Source organism: Rheinheimera sp. NSM, assembly GCF_052380015.1.
Taxonomy (GTDB): domain Bacteria; phylum Pseudomonadota; class Gammaproteobacteria; order Enterobacterales; family Alteromonadaceae; genus Alishewanella.
Genome location: NZ_JBQTCI010000006.1, coordinates 107,957 through 130,194, shown reverse-complemented (window position 1 = coordinate 130,194; position 22,238 = coordinate 107,957). Strand labels below are relative to the sequence as shown.

23 protein-coding genes are annotated in these 22,238 nt (G+C 49.2%); 17 read left to right on the top strand and 6 right to left on the bottom strand.

Annotated features, from left to right (window positions below; translation table 11 throughout):
- Window positions 1-7 precede the first annotated feature (7 nt).
- The 6 genes from ACTZWV_RS16415 (at window position 8) to ACTZWV_RS16390 (ending at window position 7,846) form a co-directional block, all read left to right on the top strand.
- Window positions 8-727, top strand: a complete 720-nt coding sequence (locus tag ACTZWV_RS16415; protein WP_444787573.1) for a succinate dehydrogenase iron-sulfur subunit — start codon at window positions 8-10, stop codon at window positions 725-727.
- A 102-nt stretch (window positions 728-829) separates the two neighbouring features.
- The gene (locus tag ACTZWV_RS16410; protein ID WP_444787572.1) at window positions 830-3,640 is read left to right on the top strand and encodes a 2-oxoglutarate dehydrogenase E1 component; all 2,811 of its coding nucleotides are present in this window, start codon (window positions 830-832) and stop codon (window positions 3,638-3,640) included.
- Between the two features lie 66 nt (window positions 3,641-3,706).
- A complete protein-coding gene (gene odhB, locus ACTZWV_RS16405; protein ID WP_444787571.1) occupies window positions 3,707-4,918 on the top strand; it encodes a 2-oxoglutarate dehydrogenase complex dihydrolipoyllysine-residue succinyltransferase in 1,212 nt (403 codons plus the stop codon).
- 145 nt (window positions 4,919-5,063) lie between these two features.
- Window positions 5,064-6,230: an ADP-forming succinate--CoA ligase subunit beta gene (sucC, locus tag ACTZWV_RS16400; protein WP_444787570.1), complete on the top strand. Its 1,167-nt coding sequence runs from the start codon at window positions 5,064-5,066 to the stop codon at window positions 6,228-6,230.
- A 10-nt stretch (window positions 6,231-6,240) separates the two neighbouring features.
- Window positions 6,241-7,113 (top strand): succinate--CoA ligase subunit alpha, encoded by an 873-nt coding sequence (sucD, locus tag ACTZWV_RS16395; RefSeq protein ID WP_444787569.1) that lies wholly within the window; start codon window positions 6,241-6,243, stop codon window positions 7,111-7,113.
- Between the two features lie 82 nt (window positions 7,114-7,195).
- Window positions 7,196-7,846 (top strand): glutathione S-transferase family protein, encoded by a 651-nt coding sequence (locus tag ACTZWV_RS16390; protein WP_444787568.1) that lies wholly within the window; start codon window positions 7,196-7,198, stop codon window positions 7,844-7,846.
- 206 nt (window positions 7,847-8,052) lie between these two features.
- Here the strand turns inward: ACTZWV_RS16390 and ACTZWV_RS16385 are convergent, their stop codons facing one another.
- A complete protein-coding gene (locus tag ACTZWV_RS16385; protein ID WP_444787567.1) occupies window positions 8,053-8,841 on the bottom strand; it encodes a hypothetical protein in 789 nt (262 codons plus the stop codon).
- A gap of 118 nt (window positions 8,842-8,959) precedes the next feature.
- The gene (locus ACTZWV_RS16380) at window positions 8,960-11,938 is read right to left on the bottom strand and encodes a TonB-dependent receptor domain-containing protein (protein ID WP_444787566.1); all 2,979 of its coding nucleotides are present in this window, start codon (window positions 11,936-11,938) and stop codon (window positions 8,960-8,962) included.
- Window positions 11,939-12,121: 183 nt separating this feature from the next.
- Between ACTZWV_RS16380 and nadR the strand changes: the two genes are divergently transcribed.
- Together nadR and glnS are read left to right on the top strand one after the other, a co-directional pair.
- The gene (nadR, locus tag ACTZWV_RS16375; protein WP_444787565.1) at window positions 12,122-13,168 is read left to right on the top strand and encodes a multifunctional transcriptional regulator/nicotinamide-nucleotide adenylyltransferase/ribosylnicotinamide kinase NadR; all 1,047 of its coding nucleotides are present in this window, start codon (window positions 12,122-12,124) and stop codon (window positions 13,166-13,168) included.
- A 106-nt stretch (window positions 13,169-13,274) separates the two neighbouring features.
- Entirely contained in the window at window positions 13,275-14,942 is a 1,668-nt protein-coding gene (gene glnS / locus ACTZWV_RS16370; protein WP_444787564.1) for a glutamine--tRNA ligase, read from the top strand.
- Between the two features lie 57 nt (window positions 14,943-14,999).
- Here the strand turns inward: glnS and ACTZWV_RS16365 are convergent, their stop codons facing one another.
- Window positions 15,000-15,194: a DUF3185 family protein gene (locus tag ACTZWV_RS16365; RefSeq protein ID WP_173500141.1), complete on the bottom strand. Its 195-nt coding sequence runs from the start codon at window positions 15,192-15,194 to the stop codon at window positions 15,000-15,002.
- 140 nt (window positions 15,195-15,334) lie between these two features.
- On the opposite strand from ACTZWV_RS16365, the gene ACTZWV_RS16360 reads away from it, so the two are divergent.
- The 7 genes from ACTZWV_RS16360 to efp are packed head-to-tail and all read left to right on the top strand — an operon-like array spanning window position 15,335 to window position 19,831.
- The gene (locus tag ACTZWV_RS16360) at window positions 15,335-16,177 is read left to right on the top strand and encodes a hypothetical protein (protein WP_444787563.1); all 843 of its coding nucleotides are present in this window, start codon (window positions 15,335-15,337) and stop codon (window positions 16,175-16,177) included.
- 27 nt (window positions 16,178-16,204) lie between these two features.
- Window positions 16,205-16,837, top strand: a complete 633-nt coding sequence (locus ACTZWV_RS16355; protein ID WP_444787562.1) for a LysE family translocator — start codon at window positions 16,205-16,207, stop codon at window positions 16,835-16,837.
- Window positions 16,838-16,855: 18 nt separating this feature from the next.
- Complete coding sequence (locus tag ACTZWV_RS16350) at window positions 16,856-17,185, top strand: rhodanese-like domain-containing protein (RefSeq protein WP_305551233.1); 330 nt, start codon at window positions 16,856-16,858, stop codon at window positions 17,183-17,185.
- A complete protein-coding gene (locus ACTZWV_RS16345; RefSeq protein WP_444787561.1) occupies window positions 17,160-17,699 on the top strand; it encodes a hypothetical protein in 540 nt (179 codons plus the stop codon). The genes ACTZWV_RS16350 and ACTZWV_RS16345 overlap by 26 nt, the downstream gene beginning before the upstream one ends.
- Entirely contained in the window at window positions 17,699-18,073 is a 375-nt protein-coding gene (locus ACTZWV_RS16340; protein WP_444787560.1) for a hypothetical protein, read from the top strand. Before ACTZWV_RS16345 ends, ACTZWV_RS16340 begins: the two co-directional genes overlap by 1 nt.
- Before the next feature lie 9 nt (window positions 18,074-18,082).
- Window positions 18,083-19,252, top strand: coding sequence for an elongation factor P maturation arginine rhamnosyltransferase EarP (gene earP, locus ACTZWV_RS16335; RefSeq protein ID WP_444787559.1), 1,170 nt, complete (start codon window positions 18,083-18,085; stop codon window positions 19,250-19,252).
- Window positions 19,253-19,270: 18 nt separating this feature from the next.
- Window positions 19,271-19,831, top strand: a complete 561-nt coding sequence (efp, locus tag ACTZWV_RS16330; RefSeq protein WP_218141359.1) for an elongation factor P — start codon at window positions 19,271-19,273, stop codon at window positions 19,829-19,831.
- An 81-nt stretch (window positions 19,832-19,912) separates the two neighbouring features.
- Here the strand turns inward: efp and brnA are convergent, their stop codons facing one another.
- A complete protein-coding gene (brnA, locus tag ACTZWV_RS16325) occupies window positions 19,913-20,155 on the bottom strand; it encodes a type II toxin-antitoxin system BrnA family antitoxin (protein WP_444787558.1) in 243 nt (80 codons plus the stop codon).
- Window positions 20,142-20,408 (bottom strand): BrnT family toxin, encoded by a 267-nt coding sequence (locus ACTZWV_RS16320; RefSeq protein WP_444787557.1) that lies wholly within the window; start codon window positions 20,406-20,408, stop codon window positions 20,142-20,144. Before ACTZWV_RS16320 ends, brnA begins: the two co-directional genes overlap by 14 nt.
- 130 nt (window positions 20,409-20,538) lie before the next feature.
- On the opposite strand from ACTZWV_RS16320, the gene ACTZWV_RS16315 reads away from it, so the two are divergent.
- Window positions 20,539-21,105 carry a sugar O-acetyltransferase gene (locus ACTZWV_RS16315; protein WP_444787556.1) on the top strand — a complete coding sequence of 189 codons (567 nt, stop codon included), beginning with the start codon at window positions 20,539-20,541 and terminating at the stop codon, window positions 21,103-21,105.
- A gap of 111 nt (window positions 21,106-21,216) precedes the next feature.
- Window positions 21,217-21,537 (top strand): hypothetical protein, encoded by a 321-nt coding sequence (locus tag ACTZWV_RS16310; RefSeq protein ID WP_444787555.1) that lies wholly within the window; start codon window positions 21,217-21,219, stop codon window positions 21,535-21,537.
- A gap of 38 nt (window positions 21,538-21,575) precedes the next feature.
- On the opposite strand, the gene ACTZWV_RS16305 is transcribed toward ACTZWV_RS16310, so the two are convergent.
- On the bottom strand, window positions 21,576-22,238 hold the full coding sequence (locus ACTZWV_RS16305; RefSeq protein ID WP_444787554.1) for an exonuclease domain-containing protein: 663 nt from the start codon (window positions 22,236-22,238) through the stop codon (window positions 21,576-21,578).

Sequence of the window (22,238 nt, the reverse complement as noted above, 5' to 3'; positions counted from 1 at the left end):
CACAGCGATGAAGAAGTTGGTATTCTCAGTCTATCGTTACAACCCTGATGTCGACAAAGCGCCGCGCATGCAGGATTACACCCTGGATAATCCGGAAGGCCGGGACATGATGGTGCTGGACGCGCTGATTAAGTTAAAAGAGCAGGACCCGGGTTTATCGTTCCGTCGCAGCTGCCGTGAAGGCGTATGCGGTTCAGATGGTTTGAACATTAACGGTAAAAACGGTCTGGCCTGTATTACGCCTTTGTCAGCGGCAGGCTTAAAAGGCGGTAAAATTGTGGTTCGTCCATTACCGGGTTTACCGGTAGTGCGTGACCTGGTAGTCGACATGAGCCAGTTTTACACCCAGTACGAGAAAGTGAAGCCGTACCTGATCAATGACAGCAAGTTACCACCGGCCGGTGAGTACCTGCAGTCACCGGAAGAGCGCGCTAAACTGGATGGTTTGTACGAGTGTATTCTGTGTGCCTGTTGTTCTACCTCGTGCCCGTCATTTTGGTGGAACCCGGACAAGTTTATCGGCCCTGCCGGTTTACTGCATGCTTACCGTTTCCTGGCAGACAGCCGCGATACGGCAACTGAGCAACGCTTAAACGATTTGGATGATGCATTCAGCGTATTCCGCTGCCACGGCATCATGAACTGCGTTAACGTATGTCCTAAGGGCTTAAACCCTACCAAAGCGATTGGCGAAATTAAATCTATGTTGTTGAACCGGGCGCTGTAATGCGCCCTTTTTTGGTATGTGCATGAAAAACAGCCTGGTTGTATGCAACCGGGCCATTTTTTTGCTACTTTTTCCAGGTGCGCGGAAATTAAGGGAAACTAAATGCACGAAGGTGTAATGAAGGCGTGGTTAGAGTCTTCTCATCTTGGCGGCGGCAACATGGCCTACGTCGATGAGCTCTATGAATCCTACTTAGCTGAACCTACCAGCGTTGGTGATGAATGGCGTGAGTTTTTCGCCAAACTGCCAAAACTTGACGGTGTCGATCTTGAAACCCGTCACTCAGACGTCAGACAGCAGTTTGCCGACTTGGCCCGCAATAAACACCGTGAAGTGGTGGTGGTCAATTCCGGCACCGCCGCCGACAGTCGTCAGGTTAAGGTGTTGCAACTGATTAACTCTTTCCGCTTTCGCGGCCATCAGCAGGCTAATTTAGATCCGCTTGGCCTGTGGAAGCAGTCTCGCGTGCGTGACTTAGAGTTGTCTTATCACGACCTGTCCGAGAGTGATTACGACACTGAGTTCAATGTTGGCTCCTTTGCCATTGGCAAAGAAACGATGAAATTAGGTGATTTGCACAAAGCACTGGAGAAAACCTACTGTGGTTCTATCGGTGCGGAGTACATGCACATCGTTTCCACCGACGAAAAACGTTGGATCCAGCAGCGCCTGGAATCTATTCAGTCAGCGCCTTCTTATGACAAAGCCGCCAAAACCCGTATTCTGAAAGGCCTGGTTGCGGCAGATGGCCTGGAAAAGTACCTGTCATCCAAATTCCCTGGCGCTAAGCGCTTTGGTTTGGAAGGTGGTGATGCCATGGTGCCAATGCTTAAAGCCATGATCCACCGTGCCGGCGAGCAGGGCGCGAAAGACTGTGTTATCGGTATGGCGCACCGCGGCCGCTTAAACACCTTAATTAACGTATTGGGTAAAAACCCGTCAAAGTTATTTGATGAGTTTGCCGGTAAGTATGAAGTAGTGGGTGCCGGTGACGTGAAATACCATATGGGTTTCTCGTCTGATTTTGAAACGGCCGGTGGCAATGTGCATTTAGCGCTGGCGTTTAACCCGTCACACCTTGAAATTGTAAACCCGGTAGTGATGGGCTCGGTGCGCGCTCGTTTAGACCGTCGTGGTTGTACTGACGGCTCTTTGGCACTGCCCATTACCATTCATGGTGACTCGGCATTTGCCGGCCAGGGTGTGGTAGCCGAAACCTTTAATATTTCGCAAACCCGCGCCTTTAAAGTGGGCGGTACTATCCGTCTGGTGATTAACAACCAGGTAGGTTTTACCACCTCGAAGCAGGAAGATACCCGCTCTACAGAATACTGTACCGATATCGCTAAAATGGTGCAGGCACCGATATTCCATGTTAACGGTGATGATCCTGAAGCTGTGGTGTTTGTCGCGCAGTTGGCAGTGGATTACCGCAACACCTTTAAGCGTGACGTGGTAATTGACCTGGTTTGTTACCGCCGTAACGGTCACAACGAAGCTGATGAGCCAAATGCAACGCAGCCGTTGATGTACCAGAAAATCAAAAAGCACCCGACGCCACGCGAAATTTATGCGAAAAAGTTGGTGGCCGAAGGCTTGTTCAGCACTGAGCAAATCAGTGACATGACTGAGCAATACCGGGATGCGCTGGATAAAGGCGATTGCGTGGTAGAAGAATGGCGGCCAATGACAGAGACTTCTGTCGACTGGACGCCGTTTATCGGCCACGACTGGGATGCCACCTACGACGCCAGCGTATCGGTAGAAAAACTTGTTGAGCTGGGCAAAAAAGCCACTGCTATTCCACAGTCACATACACTGCAACGTCAGGTTGGCCGTGTGTATGAAGACCGTGCTTTAATGCTCTCCGGCGAGAAGAAAATTGACTGGGGCTTTGCCGAGATCCTGGCTTATGCTTCAACGGTAGCCGAGGGCAGCCGCATTCGTATTGTCGGCCAGGACTCCGGTCGCGGTACTTTCTTCCATCGCCATGCAGTACTGCACAATCAAACCGACGGCAGCACCCATATCCCGCTGGAGCATATCAGTGACGATCAGGGCCCGTTCCAGGTATATGACTCTGCATTGTCAGAAGAAGCCGTATTGGCGTTTGAATACGGTTATGCCACGGCAGAGCCACGCGCCATGGTGATTTGGGAAGGCCAGTTTGGCGACTTCGCCAACGGTGCTCAGGTGGTAATTGACCAATTCTTAAGTTCAGGTGAGCAAAAGTGGGGCCGCTTGTGTGGTTTAACCTTACTGTTGCCGCATGGCTACGAAGGCCAGGGCCCGGAGCACTCTTCAGCCCGTCTGGAACGCTTCCTGCAGTTATGTGCTGATCACAATATGCAGGTCTGTATCCCGACTACGCCGGCGCAGGTGTTTAATATGTTGCGCCGTCAGATGGTACGGCCAATGCGTCGTCCGCTTATCGTCATGTCGCCTAAATCGTTACTGCGCCACCCGCTGGCAACCTCTACGCTGGAAGAGCTGGCCGACGGCAAGTTCCACAACGTGATTGGTGAGATAGACGATCTTAAGCCAACAGATGTTAAGCGCGTGGTGTTCTGTAGCGGTAAGGTGTACTACGAACTGCTGGAAGAGCGGCGTAAGCGCGAACAAAAAGACGTGGCTATAGTGCGTGTTGAGCAGTTGTACCCGTTCCCGCACGAGGAAATGGCCGAAGTGTTAAGCCAGTACCAGCACGTGACGGACTTTGTCTGGTGTCAGGAGGAGCCGCAAAACCAGGGCGCCTGGTATTGCAGCCAGCACCATTTCCGTGCTGCTATTCCTAAAGCAGGCTACCTGACTTACTCAGGTCGTGAAGCTTCGTCATCGCCGGCAGTGGGTTATCTGTCGGTGCATAACAAGCAGCAACAGGCTTTGGTTAACGACGCGCTGAGCATTAAATAATGACTTGTCCGGCCCGCGCTGCGGGCCGGTTGAACGAAATAAGACCAACCGGTAAAAGGTGAAAAAGTGGAAATTAAAGTACCCGTACTGCCAGAATCTGTTGCTGATGCAACCATCGCCACCTGGCACGTTAAAGCAGGCGAAGCTGTAACACGCGACCAGGTATTAGTTGATATTGAAACTGACAAAGTAGTACTTGAAGTTGTTGCTCAGGCCGATGGCGTAATGGGTGAAATCATTCATGACACCGGTGCGACCGTAACGGCAGAAGAAGTCATCGGTAAAATGGAAGCTGGTGGTGCACCAGCGGCGAAAAAAGACGACGCCCCGGCTAAAAAAGATGATGCTAAAGCCGAAGCCTCAGATGCCAAATCAGATACTAAATCTGATGATAGCAACGACGATGCCTTAAGCCCGTCTGTGCGCCGCATGATCGCGGAAAAAGGCTTAGATGCCGGCAAAATCAAAGGTACCGGCAAAAATGGTCGTGTTACCAAAGAAGACGTAGAGAAGTTTGTTGCCGGTGCGCCTGCTAAAGCGGCGTCTGCTGCGCCAGCTCCTGCAGCGGTAGCCGGTGATCGCAGCCAGAAACGTGTGCCTATGACACGTTTGCGCAAAACCATCGCTAACCGTTTGTTGGAAGCGAAAAACTCCACGGCCATGTTAACTACTTTTAACGAAGTAAACATGAAGCCGATTATGGACCTGCGTAAGCAATACCAGGACGTGTTTGAAAAGCGTCATGGTATCCGTTTAGGCTTTATGTCGTTCTATGTTAAAGCGGTTACTGAAGCGCTGAAGCGTTTCCCGGAAGTAAACGCTGCTATTGATGGCGATGATATTGTTTACCACAACTACTTCGATGTCAGCATTGCGGTGTCTACACCACGTGGCCTGGTAACGCCGGTACTGCGTGATTGTGACAAAATGAACCTGGCCGAGATTGAAAAAGCCATTAAAGAGCTGGCACTGAAAGGTCGTGACGGCAAGTTGGCTATGGATGATTTAACCGGCGGTAACTTCACCATCACTAACGGTGGTGTGTTTGGCTCATTAATGTCTACGCCAATTATCAACCCGCCACAGTCCGCTATTTTGGGTATGCATAAAATCCAGGATCGCGTTATGGTGGTCGATGGCAAGATGGAAATTCTGCCAATGATGTATCTGGCGCTGTCTTATGACCACCGTATTATCGACGGTAAAGAGTCTGTAGGCTTCCTGGTAACTATTAAAGAGTTACTGGAAGACCCAACCCGTATTTTGCTGGATATCTAATTATTCAGAAAAAATAGCTAAAAATGCTGTTGTTTTGTGACAACAGCATTTTTTATCAAACCGATTGGCATTATAATACGCGCCGATCAAAGTCAGGTTGGACCATAGTGGCCAGCCTCCATATTCAAATGAACGGAAAATAGCCATGAATTTGCACGAGTATCAGGGTAAGCAACTGTTTGCCCAATATGGTTTGCCTGTATCTAAAGGCATCGCCGCAGCTACAGTTGAAGAAGCGGTAGCAGCTGCAGATAAAATCGGCGGCGATATGTTTGTTGTCAAGGCGCAGGTTCACGCTGGTGGTCGCGGTAAAGCGGGCGGTGTGAAGCTGGTTAAGAGCAAAGAAGACATCAAAGCTTTCGCAGAAAAATGGCTTGGCAAGAACCTGGTAACTTACCAAACTGACGAAAAAGGTCAGCCGGTAAGCCGTATCCTGGTTGAACCTTGTACTGACATCGCAAAAGAGCTGTACTTAGGTGCAGTAGTAGATCGCTCTTCACGTCGTATCGTGTTTATGGCCTCTACTGAAGGTGGCGTGGAAATTGAAACCGTAGCCCACGAAACACCGGAAAAAATTCTGAAAGCCGCTATCGACCCGTTGGTTGGCGCTCAGCCATACCAGGGCCGCGACCTGGCCTTTAAACTGGGCCTGGAAGGCAAACAAATTAACCAATTCGTGAAAATTTTCATGGGTCTGGCGAAATTGTTCCAGGAAAAAGACCTGGCACTGTTAGAAGTAAATCCGCTGGTTATTACACCGGCCGGCGACCTGCACTGTTTAGATGCCAAACTGGTTATCGATGGTAATGCATTGTACCGTCACCCTGAATTAAAAGAAATGCAGGATCCATCACAGGAAGATCCACGTGAAGCACACGCTGCTTCATGGGAGCTGAACTATGTAGCCTTAGGTGGCGACATCGGCTGTATGGTTAACGGTGCCGGCCTGGCAATGGGTACGATGGACATCGTTAAATTGCACGGTGGCCAACCGGCTAACTTCCTGGACGTTGGCGGCGGCGCAACCAAAGAGCGCGTAGTTGAAGCATTCAAAATTATCCTGTCTGACACTGCGGTTAAAGCCGTTTTCATCAACATTTTCGGCGGTATCGTGCGTTGTGACATGATTGCTGAAGGTGTTATCGGCGCAGTGAAAGAAGTTGGCGTTAAAGTACCGGTTGTTGTGCGTCTGCAAGGTAACAATGCAGAACTGGGTGCTAAAGTGCTGTCTGAAAGCGGCCTGAACATTATCGCTGACACAGACCTGACTGGCGCAGCCAAGCAAGTCGTTGCAGCAGCGGCCAAGGCATAAGGGGTAAGCAATGAGCGTTTTAATTAATAAAGATACCAAAGTAATTTGTCAGGGTTTCACCGGTGCACAGGGTACTTTCCACTCTGAGCAAGCCATTGCTTACGGCACTAAAATGGTTGGTGGTGTAACGCCGGGTAAAGGTGGTCAAACGCACCTGGGTTTACCGGTGTTTAACACTGTAGAAGAAGCGGTAGCGGCTACCGGCGCGACAGCGTCTGTTATCTATGTACCGGCGCCATTCTGTAAAGATTCTATTTTAGAAGCAGCAAACGGTGGTATTAAGCTGATCGTTTGTATCACCGAAGGCATTCCTACGCTGGACATGCTGGACGCTAAAGTAAAATGTGACGAATTAGGCGTAATCTTAATTGGTCCTAACTGCCCGGGCGTGATCACGCCGGGTGAATGTAAAATTGGTATCATGCCAGGCCATATCCATAAGCCGGGTAAAGTTGGTATCGTTTCACGTTCAGGCACGCTGACTTATGAAGCGGTAAAACAAACTACCGATTACGGTTTTGGCCAGTCTACCTGTGTTGGTATCGGTGGTGACCCGATCCCGGGTTCTAACTTTATCGACATCCTGAAATTATTCCAGGACGATCCACAAACTGAAGCCATCGTAATGATCGGTGAAATTGGTGGTTCTGCAGAAGAAGAAGCGGCTGCTTATATCAAGCAGCACGTGACTAAGCCTGTAGTATCTTACATTGCCGGTGTTACAGCACCAGCAGGTAAGCGTATGGGCCACGCCGGCGCTATCATCTCTGGTGGTAAAGGTACTGCGGACGAGAAATTCGCTGCACTGGAAGATGCCGGTGTTAAAACCGTGAAGAGCTTAGCCGATATCGGTAAAGCACTGAAAGAAATCACTGGCTGGTAATAAGCTACTGATTTAAATTCTAAAAAACCCGCTTACTCAGCGGGTTTTTTTTATCTCTGCTGATTCAGATTAAGGAGGGGCTATGTACAGCATTTACGGCGCTGCAGGTTCAGGCTCCGTAGCCGTTGAAGCCACGCTTGAGCTGATTGGTGCTGCCTATCAGGTGCTGGTAGAGGCGCCAACCTGGGAAGGAGAGCACCAACGTAACAAAGTGGCGGCGGTAAACCCAATGCGGCAGTTGCCGGTATTGATAACACCGCAGGATGAAGTAATAACCGAAAGTGCCGCCATTTTATTATGGTTAACCGAGCAACATCCTGAAGCGGGGCTGGCACCATTACCCGGCACCGCGACCCGGGCGCAGTTTTTGCGTTGGATGAGCTTTATTCCGGCAGCGATATATTCCATGTATTGGGTGCGGGACGAGCCAGAACGGTTGATGGGGCCAAACACCGCATTATATCCGCAGCTGCTGCAACGTACCGCAGAGCGCATAGCCTGGTGCTGGCAGGTCATGGACCGGCAACTGACACCAGGTTGTTTTCTGCTGGGAGATCAGCTTAGCGTGCTGGATATCTATGTCGCCGTGGCCAGTCGCTGGACACCCGGACGCAGATGCTTTTACAGCGAAGCTCCGGCTATGGCCGACGTTGTGAAACGGGTAGATGCGTTGCCGCAGTTACAGGATTTCTGGATCAGACGTTTCCCGTTTGAGCCAGGCTGGGAAGGATAATTTACCCGGAAAGGCTCTGGGTGGCGTTTTTACTGATTTTCGGATGGTGCGGATGAGAAATTCGCGGCACCGGAAGAGACCAGTGTTAAAACCGTGAAGAGCTTAGTCGATATTGGTAAAGCACTGAAGGAAATTACCGGTTGGTAATAACTTACTGATTTAGATTAAAAAACCCGCTGGCCTAGCGGGTTTTTTGTTGCCAAAAATCAGGTATAACCCAGAAGCTGCCTAAGCCCTGGGGCCGCATAATCGACAATCCGCTTTTGCATTTCTGGAAGCTGCTTCGGGAACTTCATCGTGATCCCGGTAAGATTATCACGATAAGTACTCGATTGCGCCGGATCGGCACCAATACGGACACGTTCGCGCCAATCGGCCGGTAATGAGCTGTGTCCGAGTATACCTAGCAGATCAGCGAAATAAACCTCGGCTTCGATGGTGTCCAAATGTTTAATGTGATGCGTTAAATCTTCCAGCCGCACCAGTTTGCAGTCGGTACCCAGCCAGGCTACAGCATTCAGATTATAGATCTCCTGTAGAGTAGGGGCGAGACCATAGATACCAAACACCATCAAGTTGAGTAGTTCTGTTACCGTAATTCTACCACTGCGGATCACGTCGGTATGACCAACAAAGTTATCCGACATGAAAAACCGGGCGCGCGCTATTACCCAGTCATAGGGATCACGCACCAGCACCAGTTTACGTGTTTCGTGCAATACCATCGCCGAAACGTCGCTAAATACCAAATGCCCCCAGCTAACTTCAGGTTTGCGCGGGTCAAAAGCCTTTTGGTGTTGCTCCAGTACCGGAAGTTGGACAAAAGCTTTATTGTATTGCTGTTCTAAAGGTACAAACATGCGAAAAATATTACGGATTAAGTGTGTTCCGCTTTTTGGTACGGAATTTAGAAATACATTGTGTTCAAGTCGTTGCTGATTAAAGTTAGCGTTTAGTTCGTCTAAGGTATCAGGCTTGGCGATAATGCGTGGCATGCAGATCCTCGTTTATGGGTTTAAAATGTCGCTGATGTTATCAGTAAAATAGGTTGCTGTTACAAAATAAAATGCCGGCCTAAGCCGGCATTTCGTTCAGTTTTAACACAATAATCAGTTAAAACGAGTAGGTGATATCAACAAACAGACGCCGACCAATAAAGTCATACTGGCTGTAGAATGCTGAAGTACCAACACGGTCTGTATAGTTCGTTGCACGACTTAACTTCGGCGGTTCTTTGTCAAATAAATTTGATACACCAGTTGTTAAGGTTACGCCACTGTCACTGAAGTTGTAGGTAGCGGATAGTGAATGGTAGAACACAGATGGTGTTGATAAATCAAGATCAACTTGCTCCTCCCAGTAGGTAACGGTGTTTTTGTTGTTATCCGCTATATATTTATCCATCTCAGAAGCTTTACCTACCATACGAGTTGTCCAATTGATCGTAAGATCATTCATTGTCCAACCTAAAAACAAATTACCGACATGGCGCGGCCGGCCCAAGCGGCCTGCTTCGTTTTCAACCGGGCTGGTTGGTAGTAGTCTTTCAGCGGCTTCAATCTGAATGGTGTGATTGTAGCTCGCGAAGAACTGACCATATTCAGTGTCTTTATTGTAATTAAAGATAAAGTCGAAGCCGCGGTTGAACTGACTGGCAATATTCAGATAATCCAGTCTGATATTGTCAACTTGTCCCAAATCATTACGTTCGAATAAATTACATAGTGGCTCTGTGCTAAATTCGGTCGACGAATAACAACCGGTAACTACCTGGGCTGCGGTAAGCTGAGTCACTTCACCTTTAATTTCGATATCGAAATAATCGACGCTCATGCTGAAGTTGGTCCACTCTGGCGTGTATACCAGACCAACAGTGCGTGCGGTAGATGTTTCTGCAACTAACTCGCCCAAGCCGCCACCTGAAACGGCAGTATTGCTGGTAGCCGGTGGTCTGAAATCAGGCGCAATACCTTCAGCGGCACAGTTGTCGGCTGTTAGCTGTGAAATGCCACCATTTGCAAGCGAAGTGCCCCAGTTGGCACAAGGGTCAGCTACGCGCGGGAAACTTACCTGGTCGTTCAGATACAACTCATACAGCGCTGGTGAACGGAAAGAGGTACCTTGCGAGGCGCGTAAACGTAAACCTCCGGCAATGTCCCAGTTTAAACCAACTTTATAGGTTGTATCGTTACCTGAGGTTGAAACATCGGTATAACGGGCTGACAACTCGAGATCTAAACGCTCGACAGCCGGTAATTCGCGTAGCAGTGGCAGCTGCAATTCTGTGAAGACTGCTTTGGTTGTTGATTTACCAGCCGTGATCCCTGCAGACGAAGTACCCCAGGTATTACGGGCCAGAGTGACTGCGCCGGGTGTATCAAGAATTTCATCCCGTTGATGCTGCATACCAAAAGCCATGCCAGCAATACCTGCCGGCAGCTCGAACAGGTCGCCACTGATTACGGCTTCAAAAGTATGCTGTTTGTATACGGTATTACCGGTTTCATCACCGAACATAAAAGCACGCTGCTCTGATGTATATTGGCCGTTAAGGAAATCTGGGTCTAACCAGGGCAAATCTATACACGGGATATCCCGTACTGACAAGTTAGTGCCAACACAGGATTCGGTAATAAACTCCTGCGAGCGAATGGCATCGTTAAAGATTAACTTACTGTAGTAGTCACCATCACTGCGGCTGGTCTGAAAATTCATATCCCAGCTCCAGTCACCGAGACTACCCTCAGCACCCACAACAAAGCGGCGGTAATCTACCGTTATTTTGTCTCCGTCGTGATCGGTAATTGGAGTAGAGCTCAGGCCCTGAGCACCGGTCCAGCCCGGGCTTAAGGTGCTGTCTGGTAATACACCAGCACCATCGTTGGTGTAATGGAACAGGTTCCAGAACTGACGGTAACCATTGGAGATGGTTTCACGACGGTTAAATAGTGCTTCAGCGTAAAGTGTAACGTCATCAGTTAACCAATATTCACCCTGAGCAAAGGCTGTTTGAGTTTCACGCTCCGGCACTAGTGTGCTCAGAGATTGAAACGGATGGCTTGAGTTGGTTAAACCTGCAGTTTCGCGGCTGTAGTTCACCGGGTACCATCCGGCTGGTACACGTAAATGCGCCGGATTAGAAGGGTCTGCCGTAAAAGGCGGTAAGTACTGTGCTAAATTGCCATCATAGTCGTACTGCAATAAGGTTGAAGCACCGCCACCGTTTGGTACGTTAGTTGTGCCATCACCGCCATATTGCGCATAGTCGTAAACCCAAACATGGCCGGCAGGTAGGTCATTACAGTGGTATGAGCCGGTACGTGGATCGATAACATCTTTGCGCTCACCGGTTACTGTATCAAAATAGTAGTTTTCTGCACAATCAAAAAAGTCGCGGTCTCCACGTTGTAATTCGCTATCTTTGCGGTAGTCTGCAACCAGGCGAACAGAACCTTTACTAAAGGTTCTGCCAATGCTGCCACTTAGCCGCAGCGTTTCGCCACCATCGTCCTGAGGTTTACTCATATTGACATTAAGAGTGCTCTCATCACCTTTTTTCGTAATGATATTTACCACACCGGCAACGGCATCGGAGCCATAAAGAGAAGACGCGCCATCTTTTAAGATTTCAACCCTGTCAACGGCAGCCAGCGGCATAATATTTAAATCGAACGCTGAAACTGAACCGCGGGTACCGGCTGGGCCAATACGGCGACCGTTTAACAGAACCAGAGTGCGGTTAGCGCCAAGTCCGCGCAGTGACACTGTTTCTACACCGATACCACCTTCAGAAATTGATGTCGATGTAGCCGAGGTGATTTGGTTCGCACCTGCGGCAACAGTGGAGTTGCGCAACAGATCTCCCAGCGTACTAAGACCTTGTCCTATAGCTACGTCTGCACTGATAACTTCTACTGGTGAGGCTTTATCCAAACCATCTGAGCGAATCCTTGAACCTAAAACTGAAATACGCTCTGTACGTTCAGCAGTTGGACTGTCTTTCTCAACTTCCTGCGCTGCTACAGAAAATGCGGTACTGGTTAATAAACTGCTTACTGCTAATGCGAGTGGTGAAAGTCTCGATATTTTCATAAGATATTTCCTGGATATTTTTTATTATTAGTTAGTATTTAAACAGCAAAAATGATATTGCTCAAGACTGTTATATCAATGATCCAAACGAATTTAAATGAATTTATTTAACATCGGTTAATTTAGGTTAAGTTCGGTACAGCGGAACTTAACCTTGCCATTATAATAAGGGGCCTGGCTCACATGGCGAAAATTGGTGTTTTTCCGGGTAAGTTTTTACCACCGCATCGCGGTCATATTACAGCGATACTGCGCGCACATGCGTTGTGCGACAAGCTGTATGTGGTAGTCAGTGAGCGTACTGCGGAAGATGGTGAGCTGTGCCGCAGCGCCGGTATCGGTTATATCAGCGGTGTGCTGCGTCAGCGTTGGTTGTCGCAGGAGTTACAGGGTCTGGGCATTGAGGTGCTGCTGCAAAACGAAGATGCCATGGCACCCTTCCCGCAAGGTTGGGCTGATTATGCCGCTTTGCTTAAACACACTGTATCTGAACATTTTGCCGTTATCTTTGGCGGTGAAGAGAGTTATCGCGACGGCCACAGCCGGCACTTTCCGGGTATTGACTACACAGTGCTGGACCCACAGCGTACGCAGTGGCCTATCAGCGGCACCGAAATCCGTAATCACCCGTATTTACACTGGGACTATATTGCCGGGTCTGCCAGACCATTTTTTGCCCGTAAGGTGTTAATTACCGGGCCTGAGTCCTGCGGCAAAACTACCTTAACCCGCAAGTTGGCCAAAGTGTATTGCACCTCCTGGTCAGAAGAGCTGGGACGTGATTATCAGCAAGACGTAGTAGGCGGAAATGGTGATCTGTTTGAGGCGGAAGACTTCAACCGTATCGCGCATTTACAGTATGAGCAGGATTTAAAAGCTCTGCGAAGTGCTAACAAAGTGTGTTTTTTTGACACCGATGCCGTGGTAACCGCCTTTTTCAGTAAGGTATTTTCCGGCGAGGTGGCCAGCCGCGTCGGGAGCTTTATCGCGCCTGAGAAATATGACTTAGTCATTGCACTTAAACCCACAGTGCCCTGGGTTGCTGATGGTATGCGTGAGCTGAGTGAGCAAAAGGTACGGGATCTGAGCTTTGAACAGCTGATGAGCTTGTATCGCCGGTATGGCTTCGACACGGACAATTTTTGCATTGTTGATGCCCCCGAATATTATCAACGGCTGGAGGCGTGTATCAGCGCAGTAGAGCAGCTGTTAAGTCCATCGCCTGTATAGGCGGACAAAATCTTTCAGTTAAGACACCACCGGCAGTGGTCAGCAGTGTTTCTGCTGCTATAATGCCGCGATATTTTATTTTCAGCACTTAAGGATACAGCGCATTATGGCGGACGCAGAACATCGCCCAACTAATTTTATCCGGCAAATTATTGATACCGATTTAGCTTCCGGCAAGCATAGCGCGGTGCAAACCCGTTTCCCGCCTGAGCCTAACGGTTATTTACATATTGGCCATGCCAAATCAATCTGTCTGAATTTCGGTATCGCGCAAGATTATCAGGGCCAGTGCAACCTGCGCTTTGATGATACTAACCCGGAAAAAGAAAACGTCGAGTTTGTGAACTCGATTCAGCAAGATGTGAACTGGCTGGGTTTTCAGTGGAGTGGTGAGGTACGGTATTCATCTGACTACTTTGATGCGCTGTATGGCTATGCGGTAGAGCTGATTAATAAAGGCCTGGCCTATGTGTGTTTTTTAAACGGCGAGCAAATGCGCGAATATCGTGGCAATTTAACTCAGCCCGGCAAACCCAGCCCAACGCGCGATACCAGCCCGGCAGAAAACCTGGCGCTGTTTGAGAAAATGCGCGCCGGTGGCTTTAAAGAAGGTGAATGTTCGCTGCGCGCCAAAATTGATATGGCCTCCAGCTTTATGTGCATGCGTGACCCGGTAATATACCGTGTTAAGTTTGCCCACCACCATCAAACCGGCGATAAGTGGTGCATCTACCCGATGTACGACTTTACTCACTGTATTTCTGATGCGCTGGAAGGCATTACGCACTCGCTGTGTACGTTGGAGTTCCAGGATAACCGCCGCTTGTACGACTGGATCCTGGATAACATTACTATTGCCTGCCACCCGCAGCAAATTGAGTTTTCCCGGTTGAATCTTGAATATGCGGTAATGAGCAAGCGCAAGCTGCAAACCCTGGTAGAGCAAAACGTGGTATCCGGCTGGGACGATCCGCGTATGCCAACCATTGCCGGCTTACGCCGTCGTGGTTATACCCCGGCCGCTATTCGTGAGTTTGCCAAACGCATTGGTGTGACCAAGCAAGACAATGTGATTGAAATGAGCGCGCTGGAAGCCTGTATCCGCGAAGATTTAGACGCCGCAGCACCACGCGCTATGGCCGTACTGGACCCGCTGAAGGTAACTATTACTAACTACCCGGCCGGTGGCATTGAGTGGGTAGAGGCGCCGAACCATCCGAAAGATGACACCATGGGCAGCCGTAAACTGCCGTTTGGTCCGGTAGTGTATATCGACAAAGCAGATTTTCGTGAAGAGGCGAATAAAAAGTATAAACGCCTGGTGCTAAACGGTGATGTACGCTTACGTAATGCCTACGTTATTCATGCCGATGAAGTGGTAAAGGATGCTGACGGCAATATTGTTGAGCTTAAATGCTCATACTTGCCGGAAACCCTGGGTGAAAACCCGGCTGATGGCCGTAAGGTGCGCGGTGTTATCCATTGGGTTGAAGCAGGTAATGCTGTACCGGCTGAATTTCGCGTGTACGATCGTTTATTCAGTGTGGCTAACCCGGCAGCGGAAGAGGATTTCCTGCAGGTGATTAATGCGCAATCATTAGTGGTGAAGCAGGGGCTGGTTGAACCTTCATTGCTGGCGGCTAAGGCTGAGCAAGCCTACCAGTTTGAACGCGAAGGCTACTATTGTGCTGATAGCCGTGACTCCGGCACAGACAAGCCGGTATTTAACCGCACTGTAGGGCTGCGTGACAGCTGGGGTAAAGAAGAAGAGTAAGTTACTGTTAAAACAAAAAATAAAGGCCGCATTGCGGCCTTTATTTTTTTAACTGCGTTACTTTTTCAGTAATACACCCAGACCAATAATGGCGGCTACGGCACCACCGACCAAAAACCAGATGGCGTTATCGGTAGGGTTGCCGGTAACTACCTCTGTTACCTGAGAAGCGGTGGAATTATATTCGGTGTAACCAAAATACAACAGAATGACACCCGCGACTAAAATTGCCAGACCCAGAATTTTATTCATATTTATCTCCATATGTTATTTTTTTGAGCAGTGATAATGCTGTGTTTTTTATAAAGTAAATATCAGATTTTAGCCAGCCGTTTTCGGCAAAGCCGGCAATACTACAGTAATAACATGGCACAGTTATTTGGTGAAAAATAGTGAAGCGTGCAATTTTGTGCTGTTTTTGTTTACTGCTGGCAAATACAGTCCTTGCTGAACTGGTGCGTTATCCTGCCATAGCGCATGTAGAAGACCCGCGCTCGGCTTATCCGTTGGCGTTGCTGGAGCTGGCCCTGGCGCAATCGCCGCGGCAGTATCAGCTGCAAAGCTCGTCAGAGCGGATGTCAAAATCGCGCAGCATGGTGTTTTTAAAAGAACACACTGAGCTTGATGTGTTATGGACCATGACATCGGTAGAGCGCGAGCTGGATTTACGCCCGATACGTATTCCTATTTTCAGGGGCCTCAGTGGCTACCGCATTATGTTGATCCGTGCCGATCAGCAGGCCAAATTCGCCGCTGACACGTCTGCAGCGGTGATCCGGCGCCTGGTGTATGCACAGGGCCATGACTGGGTTGACGCCAAGGTACTGCAGCTCAATGGTTTTTCGGTATTAGGTGCCGCCGGTTATGACAACTTGTTCTCCATGCTGGAAAAAGGCCGCGTAGATGCTGTACCGCGTAATGCGCTGGAAATTGCCGATGAGGCCTCGCTGTTAAGCCCGCGTAATATTGTGATCGAACAACATTGGGTGCTGTATTACCCTACCGCCAGTTATTTCTTTGTCAATAATGCCAACGAGCAATTGGCGCAGGATATTGAGAACGGCCTGCGCAAGATTATCGCAGACGGCACTTTTGAGCAGCTGTTTCAACAGTTTTTCGCCGGCCACCTGGCTGAGCTTAAGCTGGAGCAGCGGCAGATTATCCGCTTGAAAAACCCGTTATTACCGGCACAAACGCCTATTAAAGACGCACGACTCTGGTATTATCCGCAGTAACTATTCAGCTTTTAGCACAGGTTTAACATGGAGTTGTTTTTCGCCGTTTTGTTTTTTGCCTTTTCTACCACCATTACACCAGGCCCGAATAATGTGATGATTATGTCATCCGGCGTAAACTATGGCGTGAAGGCCAGCGTACCGCATTTGCTGGGGATTTGTTTAGGTTTCCCGCTGATGGTATTGCTGGTGGGATTGGGTTTTGGGGTAGTGTTTGAACGTTATCCGCATTTGCATCAACTGATTAAAGTATTAGGTGTAGCCTATCTTATCTGGCTGGCCTGGCATATTGCCAGTGCTGAGCCCAAAGCAATAGAGCAGGGTAAAAGTAAGCCGTTCAGTTTTATGCAAGCGGCATTATTTCAATGGGTTAACGGTAAAGCCTGGGTTATGGCCAGCGGCGCAGTGGCGGCCTTTACCACAGTAGGCGGTGTGTATTGGCTTGAAGTCAGTGTTATTACCTCCGCCTTTTTGCTGGTAGCGTTTCCCTGCGTCGGTTTGTGGTTAGTGTTTGGTGCAGCCCTTCGAACGGTGCTGACTAAGGCGCTGTTTCAGCGTATTTTTAATATTTGTATGGCGATTATTTTGCTGTTATCTGTTGTACCGGTGATGATCGAAATTTGGCAATATTATTTCACTCCGGCCATTGCCGGAGTCTAACGTACAGGAGCTGGCGAAATGAGACAAATCATTATAGGTTTGCTGTTGTTACTTAGCGGTTGTGCTGCCACGCAGCCACAAACGGTCTGGTTGGATGTACGCAGTGCTGAGGAGTTTGCTTCCGGCCATCTGCCGGGTGCAGTTAATATTCCGCACACTGAAGTTGCACAGCGAATTAACGAGCTGAAGCTGGATAAAGACACTAATATTGCCCTGTACTGCGGTAGCGGGCGTCGGGCCGGTATTGCCATTGAAACCTTGCAGCAACAGGGCTATACCAACCTTACCAATCACGGTGGTTATGACACACTGAAGCAAAAGTATGTTGCAGCAGATGAACGGCAATGAAGAAAAAATAAAACTGGAGCATGAAGCTGCTCGTTTGTTTATGCGCTTGTACGAGCAGCGCTTTGGTATTGCAATGCGGCATATCTGGCATAATGAGCCGGCGCGGCCGGATGTATCCTGTTACTACGACGAGCAAAAGCTCGATCTGGAAATTGCGCATTTATATGGCAGTGAAGTGGAAGCAATGCATATTCTCGGCCGCGAGCTTGGCAGTAACACCCACAAAGAGCTGTTGGCATTGCTGCGCACCCCGGTGCAACATCGTTTGCTGACGGCACTGAACCGGCTGATCAGTAACAAAGCAGAAAAAACCTACCATACCGAGCGGGTTTGGTTAGTTATCCGCAATGCTAATCCGCTGTGGACAAGGCGCGAAATTTTGCAGCACTACCATCAACTGCATATGCCCAAACGCCACCCGTTTGAACAAATCTGGTTAATCGGCGACATGCAGGGCCAAAGCGGTATTCTGGCACTGTATCCCTCCACGCTAACTATATTGGAGCACGGCTGATGCTGGCGTTTTATCAGCGCTGGGCGCGGCGGCTGTATCCACTACGGCCATTTTTTTTACTGTTATGCACTTTGGCGGTAGCCGCTTTTGGCTGGTTATTATTTGCCGCTGCTGTGGAGCAGGCGCAGCGCTGGCAACTAAGCAGTGTGCTGCTGGCCGTCAGCAGTTTGCTGCTGTGGTTATGGGCCGGCTTATTTAACCGTGAGTTGCCGGTGGTAATCAGCGGACAAGGCCTGCTACTGAAGCTTAAAACCAGCCTGGTAAGGCTGTTTTACTATTTGCTGGCGCTGCTGATCACGCTGCTGCTGTTGGCAACCACCTACCTTGGCCTGCGCGCACTTAAAGGTATAATAGCTGCCTTATTTTTTAGCTGAGCATTAACTATGCAGAACACCGCTGTGCGCTGGGATATATTCTGCGCTGTGATTGATAACTTCGGCGATATTGGTATTTGCTGGCGGCTGTGCCGGCAATTGGTGGCCGAACACAATCTACCAGTGCGGCTGTGGGTTGATGATTTAGCCAGCTTCAGCAAAATTTGCCCGCAAATAGATACCACTGCCGATGAACAGCAGCAGGCCGGGGTGTTAATTAAACGCTGGGCTGCCGCTACCGATTGGCAACAGTGCACAGTAGCTGAGGTGGTAATAGAAGCGCTGGCCTGCACTATTCCGCTACCGTATCAGCAAAAAATGGCACAGCAAGCGGTTAAACCGCTATGGTTGAACCTGGAGTATTTGTCGGCCGAAGCCTGGGTAGAGGGCTGCCATGCTTTGCCCTCACCACAACCGCAGCTGGCGCTGGATAAACACTTCTTTTTCCCAGGTTTTACCGCTGCTACCGGCGGCTTATTGCAAGAGCGCACTTTACAGCAGCAGGCCGCACTGTTTATGGCCGATAAGGCCGCACAGCAGGCGTTTTGGCAGCAGTTAGGGGTAGCAGAGCATGCGCGCTATCAGCAGAAAATTTCCTTATTTGCTTATGATCATCCGCAGTTGGAAACGTTGCTGGCCTGTTGGCAGCAAGCGCCGGTTAATAGCCTTTGTATAGTGCCGCAGGGCGCGTTGGCCAGCCAGCTTGCTGCTTTATACCCACAGTTGCAGCAACATGCTGAGCTGACACTAAATCAGCTGACGCTGAAAGTAGTGCCTTTTATGGCGCAAGACGATTACGACAAACTGCTGTGGGCCTGTGATATCAACTTTGTCCGCGGTGAAGACTCGATTATCCGCGCACATTGGGCAGCTAAGCCGTTTATCTGGCAAATTTACCGCCAGGCAGAGCAGGCGCATCTGGATAAACTGAACGCCTTTTTGCAGCGCTATTGTACGCAGATGCCGGAAGCAGCGGCCCAGGCCTTAACGGCGTTTTGGCTGGCATGGAATACTGACAGTGCGCTTGGCGGGCGCTGGCAAAAATGTAGTGCAATGTTGGCGCAAATCGCCGAATATAACCTTATGTGGCGCGCAGCGTTAACGGCAAACGGAGATCTTGCCAGCAACCTCGTGCACTTTGTTGAAAAAAAATTTATAATGCGACGCAATTTTTCCTAACGAGAAGATATTTCAGTCATGATGAAGACAGCTCAAGAACTGCGTGCTGGCCAGGTGATTATGGTTGGCACAGAACCAATGGTAATTTTAAAAGCCGAGTTTAACAAATCCGGCCGTAACTCTGCCGTGGTTAAAATGAAAATGAAAAACCTGCTGAATGCGCAGGGCATGGAAACGGTATACCGTGCTGATGACAAGTTTGAGCAGGTTCTGCTGGAAACTAAAGAAGTAACTTATTCTTACTTCTCTGATCCTATGTACGTATTTATGGATCAGGAATACAACCAGTTTGAAGTTGAAGCAGAAAATATGACCGAAGCACTGAAGTACCTGGTGGACGGTATGGAGTGTTCAGTGGTGTTCTACAACGAGCGGCCAATTTCGGTTGACCTGCCAACGGTAGTAGTGCGTACAGTAACCTACACTGAGCCGGCAGCTCGCGGTGATACATCTGGCAAGGTATTAAAACCAGCCAAAATTGAAACCGGTTTTGAACTGATGGTACCGGCGTTCGTGGAAGAAGGTGACAAGATTGAAATTGACACCCGCACCGACGAATACCGCAGCCGCGCCAAGTAATACTGGCAGGTTAAATATAAAAAAGGCGCTTAGGCGCCTTTTTTAATACCCGATACTCAAGCAGGGGTTTTGTTTAACTCATCAACTCACGTTTGAACGTGGAGCTACGCTTTCTAAGCGCTCTGCCAGCCAGATTTTAATAATTGATTGTCGGGTAACACCAATTCTGCTGGCTTCACGGTCCAGCGACTCTAACATCCAGGCAGGAAAATCGACATTGACGCGTTTTTGCTTCTGCATAGGCCGTTTCGCTTGAGACAGATCTAAATCACTGACGATATCGTCGTCATTTTCAAACCTGGCATCAAATTCATGCGCTTTCATAAAGATTTACCTCTGTTTTGCGTGAACGTCGAACGGAGATGATCCTGATATTGCTATTACGGTAGGTAATGACTCCTGACCAGTGTTTACCATTAAGTAAACCAATTACCAGATATCTTGGCTCATCACTCGTATTTACAGGTATCTCGATTAACTCAGAATCATTCCATAGCTGTTGAGCAGTATGAAAGTCTATCCCGTGCTTTTCGAGATTATTTCTGCTTTTATTTTTATCAAATTCAAATTTGATCATGAGTAAAAATTACACCCTTTTTACTCTTTACGCAAATTTGCGTCGAGTTAGATTTTATCGGGGTATATAGCTGTGAACCTATGTGGTCTGTTACCCTTAGGCCCTTTATTTGCCTTTGAGCAGGTCTTTTATGTCATCAGAAAAACACAAAATGCTCTCCGGTGACTGGTACAACCCACTGGATAAACAGCTTAGCGCTGAGCGCCTGGCGGCGCGTAAGTTACAACAGCAGTTTAACCACAGCGTGCCGGATGATGAGGCGCAGCGCCGGCAGCTGCTCAAGCAGTGGCTGCCCAATACCGGTAAGCATTTTTATGCTGAACCGCCGTTCTACTGCGACTACGGCTATAACATCCGGGCCGGCAATAAGGTGTTTTTTAACTTTAACTGTGTAGTGCTGGATGTCGCGCCGGTGAATATTGGTAACAATGTGTTTTTTGGCCCTGCGGTACAAATTTATACCGTGAATCATCCGCTGGATGCCGTTAAGCGGCGTACTTTACTGGAGCAGGCTTTGCCGGTAAGCATTGCCGACGATGTGTGGATTGGCGGTGGTGCAGTGATCTTGCCCGGCGTGAGTATCGGTGCCGGCAGCGTGATTGCCGCCGGCAGTGTGGTAACCAAAGATGTGCCCTCAGGCGTGCTGGCCGGTGGTAACCCGTGCAGGGTGTTAAATGCGATAGCGGCGGCAGACTGAATTCAACCGGCAATAATGCTTTGTAATTTTATTGTAAGTATAAGGTTTTAATCTGGTATTCAGTTCTACTTTGTCACTATACTCTGTACAACATTTTGCAGGGAGTAAACCATGAAATTATCCATCAGTATTATCATGTTATTAGTATTCGCAGTTGCCGCACCGGCGCAGGCCTGCGGCTTTCGCCTGGCCGATGGCAAGTTGCTAAAGTGCGGTATGCCGCGCATTGAAGTGTTGGCACTGGCCGGCCAACCGGAATTTAAAGACGTTGAAACCTTAGGCGTTGATACCGGTGAGCCGGTAAGCGGTGAAACAGTAGAAACCTGGTCTTATCGCTTAAAAGCCGATATGGGCGGCGATTATTTGGTGTCGTTAACGTTGACTGCCGGCAAGGTGACTGCAATTAACCGCAAGCAGGTTGGGCGTTTATAGCTGTCAGGCATATAGTACCAACATAGTGCGATAACAGCTTAGCGCGATAACAGATATAAGTCGGCCAGCGTCATATTCTCACCGCCGGGTTTTAATTCACTTAACAGCAGCAGGGCGCTGCTGTAAGCATCTTCTAACGCATGATGATCCGGCATGGCCGGTAAGCCGTGCCGCTCCAGGCAGGCACCCAGCTTCAGTGCATCGTGTTTTACCACCTTGCCGCGGCGCAACAGGCGTTGCCATTCAATTTTCATGGTATCAACAAAGCGAAAACGTGGCGCCTTGCCAAAACAGCGCTGGCAGGCCACGCGTAAAAACTGCTCATCCAGGGTGCTGTGATGGGCTACAAACACATAGCCGGCATACTGTGTCAGTAGTTGGGTTAATACCCCGGCTATATCGTGGGCATTTTCCAGTTGCCGGTCATGCAAGCCATGGTACACCGCGCTTTGGCCAACACTGACCGGGCTGCTGATCAGGTAGTGTTTTGCCTCTGCCAGTACAATTTCCCGCGCCCGTATCGGCACCCAACCAATGCTGACGATATGATCTTTGCGTGGATTTAATCCGGTAAGCTCTAAGTCCAACGCCAGAAAATTGCTCTGTGCCACCAGGGTGCCGGGTGGCGGGGAGGGCACTTTGGCAAAGTGAGTGACGACTTCGCTCAGGGCCGTTTTTTTTCGCCTCAGCCAACTGAGCAT

Bases quoted from the DNA above. Each gene is read 5' to 3' on its own strand.
- ACTZWV_RS16415 (WP_444787573.1), top strand. From the start codon at position 8: ATGAAGAAGTTGGTATTCTCAGTCTATCGTTACAACCCTGATGTCGAC.
- ACTZWV_RS16410 (WP_444787572.1), top strand. From the start codon at position 830: ATGCACGAAGGTGTAATGAAGGCGTGGTTAGAGTCTTCTCATCTTGGC.
- sucC (WP_444787570.1), top strand. From the start codon at position 5,064: ATGAATTTGCACGAGTATCAGGGTAAGCAACTGTTTGCCCAATATGGT.
- sucD (WP_444787569.1), top strand. From the start codon at position 6,241: ATGAGCGTTTTAATTAATAAAGATACCAAAGTAATTTGTCAGGGTTTC.
- ACTZWV_RS16390 (WP_444787568.1), top strand. From the start codon at position 7,196: ATGTACAGCATTTACGGCGCTGCAGGTTCAGGCTCCGTAGCCGTTGAA.
- ACTZWV_RS16385 (WP_444787567.1), bottom strand. From the start codon at position 8,841: ATGCCACGCATTATCGCCAAGCCTGATACCTTAGACGAACTAAACGCT.
- ACTZWV_RS16380 (WP_444787566.1), bottom strand. From the start codon at position 11,938: ATGAAAATATCGAGACTTTCACCACTCGCATTAGCAGTAAGCAGTTTA.
- nadR (WP_444787565.1), top strand. From the start codon at position 12,122: ATGGCGAAAATTGGTGTTTTTCCGGGTAAGTTTTTACCACCGCATCGC.
- glnS (WP_444787564.1), top strand. From the start codon at position 13,275: ATGGCGGACGCAGAACATCGCCCAACTAATTTTATCCGGCAAATTATT.
- ACTZWV_RS16365 (WP_173500141.1), bottom strand. From the start codon at position 15,194: ATGAATAAAATTCTGGGTCTGGCAATTTTAGTCGCGGGTGTCATTCTG.
- ACTZWV_RS16355 (WP_444787562.1), top strand. From the start codon at position 16,205: ATGGAGTTGTTTTTCGCCGTTTTGTTTTTTGCCTTTTCTACCACCATT.
- ACTZWV_RS16350 (WP_305551233.1), top strand. From the start codon at position 16,856: ATGAGACAAATCATTATAGGTTTGCTGTTGTTACTTAGCGGTTGTGCT.
- ACTZWV_RS16345 (WP_444787561.1), top strand. From the start codon at position 17,160: ATGTTGCAGCAGATGAACGGCAATGAAGAAAAAATAAAACTGGAGCAT.
- ACTZWV_RS16340 (WP_444787560.1), top strand. From the start codon at position 17,699: ATGCTGGCGTTTTATCAGCGCTGGGCGCGGCGGCTGTATCCACTACGG.
- earP (WP_444787559.1), top strand. From the start codon at position 18,083: ATGCAGAACACCGCTGTGCGCTGGGATATATTCTGCGCTGTGATTGAT.
- efp (WP_218141359.1), top strand. From the start codon at position 19,271: ATGATGAAGACAGCTCAAGAACTGCGTGCTGGCCAGGTGATTATGGTT.
- brnA (WP_444787558.1), bottom strand. From the start codon at position 20,155: ATGAAAGCGCATGAATTTGATGCCAGGTTTGAAAATGACGACGATATC.
- ACTZWV_RS16320 (WP_444787557.1), bottom strand. From the start codon at position 20,408: ATGATCAAATTTGAATTTGATAAAAATAAAAGCAGAAATAATCTCGAA.
- ACTZWV_RS16315 (WP_444787556.1), top strand. From the start codon at position 20,539: ATGTCATCAGAAAAACACAAAATGCTCTCCGGTGACTGGTACAACCCA.
- ACTZWV_RS16310 (WP_444787555.1), top strand. From the start codon at position 21,217: ATGAAATTATCCATCAGTATTATCATGTTATTAGTATTCGCAGTTGCC.
- ACTZWV_RS16305 (WP_444787554.1), bottom strand. From the start codon at position 22,238: ATGCTCAGTTGGCTGAGGCGAAAAAAAACGGCCCTGAGCGAAGTCGTC.